Below are 6,854 nucleotides of genomic sequence, written 5' to 3' on the forward strand. Positions count from 1 at the left end.
CGCCATAACGAACAACCCCGCCATAACGAACAACCCCGCCACGCCCGCAGACCCCACCACGCCCACGGGTCCGGCCGCTCCTCCGCATACCGCCGCTCTCACCAGGACCATCCCCGCCAGCCGCTCCACCTCGGCGGACGGACGGACGGCGGCGGTCGGACGGATGGCGCCCGTCGCCGTCGCGGCCGGATGCGTGGCACTGGCCCTGGTCGTCGGTTTCGGGCCAGGCCCCCTGCGGCTGCCCGGTCTGCCTTCGTCCGGCACGCTCACCTATTGGGCACTGCCTTTCGCCCGTCTGGTCGGCAGGATCGCCGCCGTGGGGACGATCGGGTGGCTTCTCACGGCCGCCGTCCTTCTTCCGGCGAAACACGGTGCGGCCGGCAACGGGTCCCGGGTGGGCATCCTGTCGCCCACGGCCCGGCGGTGCGGCCGGTACGCGGCGAACACCGCGGCTCTGTGGATGCTGGCCACCCTCGTGGAGCTGCTGTTCACCCTGTCCGAGATCTCGGCGCGCCCGGCCGGCGACGTCCTGGATGTCTCCTCGCTACGCTCCTTCGTCTCCACCACCTCCCAGGGCCGGGCGCTACTCGTCGTGGCGGCCCTGGCTGCCGTCATCGCGGTGATCGGCCGTACGGTCACGACGACGACCGCGACCGGGGCCCTGCTCGCTGTCGCGGTCGCCGGCATCGTGCCGCCGATCCTGGTTGGCCACGCCGCTACGTCCGGCGATCATGCGATCGCCGTGGTGGCCCTCGGCGTGCACGTATTGGCGGCCACGGCATGGGTGGGTGGTCTACTCGGCCTGCTCACCGCGGTGCGGCTGCCGGCGGGCTTGTTCGGCCCGGCGCTGCGCCGGTACAGCCGGTTCGCGGCCGGGGCCGCGGCCGTCACCGCAATCAGCGGGATCGCCGGTGCGGCCCTGCGGCTCGGCGGCTTCACCCCGTTGTGGGAGACCCGCTACGGCCTGCTGGTCCTGCTCAAGGCCGCAGGCCTGCTGGCCGCCGTCACGCTCGGTGGTCTGGTGCGCCGCCGGGTCGTCGCCGGGCTCACGGTGACGACGCCCACCGACCAGACCGGCACCACCGACCAGACCGGCACCACCGACAGGACTACCGCGGTCGCTCGTTTCCTGCGCATCGCCGGCGTGGAGCTCACCATTCTCACGGCCACGGTCGGGTTGGCCGTCGGGCTGTCCCGCACGGCGCCGCCGGTGAACGACGCACTCGTTCCCGACGATCCGACCCAGACGCTGCTCGGATACCCGATGCCCCCACCGGTCACCGCCACGCGGCTCGCCACCGACTGGCACATCGACTGGGTCTTCCTCGCCGGCGCGGTCACCGCCGCCCTGCTCTACCTCGCCGGCCTACGCCGGCTACGGGCACGCGGCGCCCACTGGCCGCTTGGGCGCACCATTGCCTGGCTCGCCGGCTTGCTCGTCGTCGTGGTCGCCACGTCAAGCGGGCTCGGGCTGTACGGGCCGGTCCTGCTCAGCGTGCACATGAGCCAGCACATGCTGCTCAGCATGCTGGCCCCGCTCCCGCTGGTGCTCGGCGCGCCGGTGACTCTGGCGCTGCGGGCGATGCGGCCCGCGACGGCTCCGCACCGCACCGGACCACGCGAATGGCTGCTGAGGACGCTGCGGTCCTGGCCGGTACGCATCCTGACCCATCCGCTGCTCGTGACGGCGAACTTTGCCGGCAGCCTCTACGTGCTCTACCTCAGCTCGCTGCTGTCGACTCTCATGCACAACCATCTCGGCCACCTGTACATGAACGTGCACTTCCTGGCGGTCGGCGTGCTGTTCTTCGAGCTGCTGATCGGGACCGACCCGCTCCCCCGCCGGCTGCCGCATCCCGGCCGCGTCCTGATGCTGCTGGCGGTCGTCCCGTTCCACGCCTTCCTCGGCCTGACCATCATGAGCACGTCGGCCCTGCTCGGCTCGGGCTGGTACGACCGCCTGGTCCGGCCCTGGGGCGTCTCACCGCTCAGCGACCAGCGGACCGCCGGGGGCATCGCCTGGTCGTTCGGCGAGATTCCCACCTTCGTCGTGCTGATCGTGCTGGCCATCCAGTGGTCCCGGCTGGACGAGCGGCAGGCGCGGGCCCGGGAGCGGCGCATCGCCGCCGCTGGTGACGTCGACGCCGAACTCGACGCGTACAACGCCTACCTCGCCCAGCTCGCCGCCGGCCCAGCCCGGCGCACGCCGTCCGCGGCCGCCACCACCTCGACAGCCGCCACCTCACGCACGACCTCGCCCACCCCCGGAGACGAGACCAGCGCAGAGGCCGAGACCTCCGGATAAGCAGGCCGGGGAGAAACCCCGGCTACGGCGCCGGCCGCGGGCCGTCGGGACCGGATGCCGCGGACCGCCCGCCTGGACGGACGACCACCCCTGGACGGACGACCACCCCTGGACGGACGACCGCCGCGGACCGCGGGCCGTCGGCAGGAGCACCCTCGGCACGCACCGCGGGCAGGGTCCGCACGTTGCTCTGCGGAACCGACGGGCGGCGCGCCGTTTCCAGGTCCACCCGCGCGGCCACCGCCGTCAGTTGATGGCGGGTGATCACCCACACGAGTTCGAGCAGGACCGCCGCCGCCGCCGCGATGCCGACCGCCGTCCACGGCCCGGTCGTCCCCACCAGGGAGAGCTGGAAGAACTCCTGGCCGGACGGGATGGCCAGGACCAGCGCGAACGCGACCGCCATGGTCAGCACGAGCGCGATGCGCCACCAGGTGTACGGACGGGCGACGATCGCCAGTGCCCACAGCGCGACTCCGAACAGCGTCAGCGTCGCCATCGAGGTTTCGGCGTCCAGGTCATGACCATAGAAGTGCGACCGGGCCAGCAGGTAGGACGTCATCGTCGCCGCGGCGGCGAGCAACCCGGCGGGAAGGGCGAAGCGCAGCACCCGACCGACGAAGTCCGGCTGCGCCCGTTCGGTGTTCGGTGCCAGCGCCAGGAAGAACGACGGGATGCCGATCGTCAGCGACCCGACGAGCGTGAGATGCCGAGGGAGGAACGGGTACGGCACCTGCGTGATCACAACCACGATCGCGAGCAGGACCGAGTAGACGGTCTTGGTCAGAAACAGGTTCGCGACCCGTTCGATGTTGCCGATTACTCTCCGCCCCTCGGAGACCACCGACGGCAAGGTCGCGAAGCTGTTGTTCAGCAGCACGATCTGGGCGACCGCGCGGGTCGCCTGACTGCCGGATCCCATCGACACGCCGATGTCGGCGTCCTTGAGCGCCAGGACGTCGTTGACGCCGTCGCCGGTCATCGCGACGATGTGCCCCCGCGACTGCAACGCCGCGACCATCTCCCGCTTCTGCTGCGGGCTGACCCGCCCGAAGATCGAGTGGCTCTCCAGGGCGTCGGCGAGCGCGGCCCGGTCGGTCGGCAGCGTGCGGGCGTCAACGGGATCGTCGGCGCCGGGCAGCCCCAGCGTGCGGGCGACCGCGCCGACCGACAGCGCATTGTCCCCCGAGAGAATCTTGGCGGCGACGTTCTGCTCGGCGAAGTACCGCAGGGTATCCGGGGCATCCGCCCGCAGCCGCTGGGCGATGACCACGAGCGCCACCGGGACGACGCCGGCCGGCACCGTCGCCGGGTCCACCAGCGCGTCCGCCAGCGACGCGCCGAACCGGGCGAGCAGCAGCACCCGCAGGCCCTGCGCCCCGTACTCGTCCACGGTGGCGAGCACCCGGTCACCGGCCGCCAGCAGCACGTCGGGCGCGCCGAGCAGCCAGGTGCCCTCGGTCCCGCCCACGGCGGCGAGGGTCGCGCCGCTCCACTTGCGCGCCGAGGAGAACGGCGCGTCCGCCCGCACCTGCCAGCCCTGCGGGGCGGGATAGGCATCGATGATCGCCTGCATGCTCGGATTCGGCCGGCTGTCGGCCGCGCCGAGGGCGCCGAGCACGCTCGGCACGAGGGTGCCCGGCTCTGCGGCCACGCCTGCCCCAACGGCGGCGCCGGTGCCCGGCTCGACGATCCGCAGCTCCACGACGTCCATCGCAGCCTCGGTGAGGGTGCCGGTCTTGTCCAGACAGACGACGTCGACGCGGGCCAGCCCCTCGATCGCGGGCAGTTCCTGCACCAGGCACTGCCGCCGGCCCAGCCGTACCACGCCGACCGCGAAGGCGACCGACGTAAGCAACACCAGGCCCTCCGGCACCATCGGCACGAGTCCGGCGACCATCCGGCGGATGGCCTCGGGCAGGTCGTCGTCGTTAACGACCACCTGGCTGACGATCAGCGCGATGCCGGCCGGAATAATCATCCAGGTGACGACCCGCAGAATGGTGCTGATGCCGCCCCGCAGCTCGGAGCGCACCAGGGTGAACCGGCTCGCCTCCTCGGCGAGCCGGGCCGCGTAGGCTTCGCGGCCAACCCGGGTCGCCCGGAACGCCCCCGACCCCGCGACGACGAAGCTGCCCGACATGACGATGTCACCGGGCTGCTTGTGCACCGGATCCGCCTCGCCGGTGAGCAGCGACTCGTCGACCTCCAGGTGATCGGCCGCCAGGACCAGACCATCGACGGGAATCTTGTCGCCGGCGCCGAGCTCAATCACGTCGTCCAGCACGATCTCGGCGGCGGGGAGCTCGCGGGTGACACCGTCACGCCGCACGACGGGCCGGGACTCCCCCACCACGGCGAGCCGGTCCAGGGTGCGCTTCGCCCGCAGCTCCTGGAACAGGCCGACCAGGGTGTTCACGATGATCACGCCGCCGAACAGGGCGTCCTGGAATGGACCGACGATGGCGACGAAGACCAGTAGAACACCGATGATCGCGTTGATCCGGGTGAGGACGTTCGCACGGATGATGTCGCGCAGCGAGCGACTGGAGCGGACCGGCACGTCGTTGACGCGGCCGTCCGCGAGGCGTTCGGCGACCTCGGCGGCGGTCAACCCGGCGGCGGATCGACCGATCGCGATGGGTCCGGACCCGGCCCCGGCGGCGGACGCGGAATCGCTGGGAGGCGCCGGGTTCCGGTCGTCGAGCCGTCCCGGAGACAGCCGCGCTCCCGCGGCCCCTCGCCGAACCATGGTGTCCCTCCACGCTCCGTCGCGGCCGCTGCCGGAGGCTTGGCAGCGGAATCGTTATCGGTTTCCCGACCGACCTCGGGCGGGTCTCGGACTCGTTTGGATATGTCCCGTAGATGCCTCCACCGTCTGCACACGCGGACCGCCGGCCCCCACCGTAGTTGACGGCCGTAGGCGCGTGGGTCGCGCCTGGGGGCTCCCCGCCCGTTCAGCCCGGGGGGGCACCGGCGTCGGGGCTGAGGGCACCCCCGACCAGCAGGGAGAACAGCAGCAGCCCCAGCCCCACGCGATACAGCACGAAGGGCGCGAAACTGCGCGTCGAGATGTACCGCAGGAACCATGCGATCGCGGCGTAGCCGGTGACGAACGCCACGAACGTGGCGAGGATCGTCGGGCCCCAGGCGACGTCGGCATCCTTCCCACCGATGGAACGCAGCTCGAAGACCCCGGACGCCAGCACCGCCGGCATCGCCAGCAGGAAGGAGTACCGGGCCGCAGCCTCGCGAGTGTAGCCGAGAAGCAGGCCCCCGCTGATCGTCGCACCGGACCGGGAGACGCCGGGAATCAGCGCGGCAGACTGGGCGAGACCATAGAGGAGCCCGTCACGCACCGACAAGTCCTCAAGCACCTTGCGCGGGCGGAGCGGCGAATGACGGCCCTGCGGCCGCCCCTTCGAGGCGTACCAGTCCGCGCCGCCCAGGATCAGGCCGAGCACGATCAGCGTCGTGGCAATCAGCCGCAGGTCGCGGAACGGACCCTCGATGGCGTCCTGCAGCGTCACCCCGAGCAGGCCGATCGGAAGGGTGCCGAGGATGACCAGCCAGCCCGTCCGGGCGTCGGGGTCCTTACGCATCTCCCGGCGGGTGAGCGAGCGCGCCCACGCCGCCACGATGCGGGCGATGTCCTTGCGGAAGTAGATCAGCACGGCGGTCTCGGTGCCGATCTGGGTCACGGCGGTGAACGCGGCGCCCGGGTCCTCCCAGCCGGCGAGCGCGGCAGCGATGCGCAGGTGGGCGCTGGACGAGACCGGGAGAAACTCGGTGAGCCCCTGAACGAGACCGAGGACCGTTCCCTCGAAGAAGTTCATCGACGCGCCGACCTGGCCCACGAGCCAGACGAGTCCGGTTCATCCGGTCCATCCGGTCCATCCGGTCCGTTCAGCCCGTCCGGCGAGGCCGCCGGGTCCGGAGGCCACGCCGAACGACGATTGGTCTGCCGGCTCCGCGCCCGGCCTGTTCGCGTCATCCACGCATACCCGACCACGGCTTCACCGTAGCGAAGGGTGAAATGCGGGCGGATGCTGGGTGACGGCGTCCCCGCCTTCTCCGATCCTCCGACCTGGTCCGATCGACCTGGTCCGATCGGGGTTCGGCCGGATCGGGCCGAGTCCACCCCGCAGCAGGCCCCCACATGGGCTGACCTGGCGGTCCGTCGGACAGTCACGGACCGCGACAAACGAGCGGGTTCACGCTCTGGCCATACAACCGAACGGAATCGCTCACTTTCTGTTCATCTGCGACCCGCACCGTGTCACCCGGAAGTACAGACCGCCCGCCTCGTGGCGGTCTGGCGCGCCCCGATCAGGGTCGGGGAGCGACACGGTACGCCTGGGAGGTTACACGATGAGTCACCTGCTCGCGAATGTGATCATTGAAGTGGTCGGAACGGCCGTGATCCTGCTTCTGACCGGTCTGGTGCGACGCTGGCTGGGCCAACCGGCCGCTCGCCCCGCCTGATCCGACCCAACCCGACCCGATCAGACCCGACCCGACCCGATCAGACCCAACCCGACCCGATCAG

The 6,854-nt window shown here is 71.4% G+C and carries 3 protein-coding genes; 1 reads left to right on the forward strand and 2 read right to left on the reverse strand.

Features of this window, described 5'->3' with window-relative positions; genetic code table 11:
• Window positions 1–163: 163 nt before the first annotated feature.
• Window positions 164–2,305 carry a bifunctional copper resistance protein CopD/cytochrome c oxidase assembly protein gene (locus tag AC08OO_RS19800; RefSeq protein WP_476611214.1) on the forward strand — a complete coding sequence of 714 codons (2,142 nt, stop codon included), beginning with the start codon at window positions 164–166 and terminating at the stop codon, window positions 2,303–2,305.
• Window positions 2,306–2,327: 22 nt separating this feature from the next.
• On the opposite strand, the gene AC08OO_RS19805 is transcribed toward AC08OO_RS19800, so the two are convergent.
• Together AC08OO_RS19805 and AC08OO_RS19810 are read right to left on the reverse strand one after the other, a co-directional pair.
• Window positions 2,328–5,057 carry an HAD-IC family P-type ATPase gene (locus tag AC08OO_RS19805; RefSeq protein ID WP_476618873.1) on the reverse strand — a complete coding sequence of 910 codons (2,730 nt, stop codon included), beginning with the start codon at window positions 5,055–5,057 and terminating at the stop codon, window positions 2,328–2,330.
• Window positions 5,058–5,262: 205 nt separating this feature from the next.
• Window positions 5,263–6,141, reverse strand: a complete 879-nt coding sequence (locus AC08OO_RS19810; protein WP_476611213.1) for an undecaprenyl-diphosphate phosphatase — start codon at window positions 6,139–6,141, stop codon at window positions 5,263–5,265.
• Window positions 6,142–6,854 lie beyond the last annotated feature (713 nt).

Source organism: Frankia sp. CeCAU1, from assembly GCF_977971845.1.

Coding starts and splice junctions, on each gene's coding strand:
- AC08OO_RS19800 (WP_476611214.1), top strand. CDS start 164: ATGGCGCCCGTCGCCGTCGCGGCCGGATGCGTGGCACTGGCCCTGGTC.
- AC08OO_RS19810 (WP_476611213.1), bottom strand. CDS start 6,141: ATGAACTTCTTCGAGGGAACGGTCCTCGGTCTCGTTCAGGGGCTCACC.
- AC08OO_RS19805 (WP_476618873.1), bottom strand. CDS start 5,057: ATGGTTCGGCGAGGGGCCGCGGGAGCGCGGCTGTCTCCGGGACGGCTC.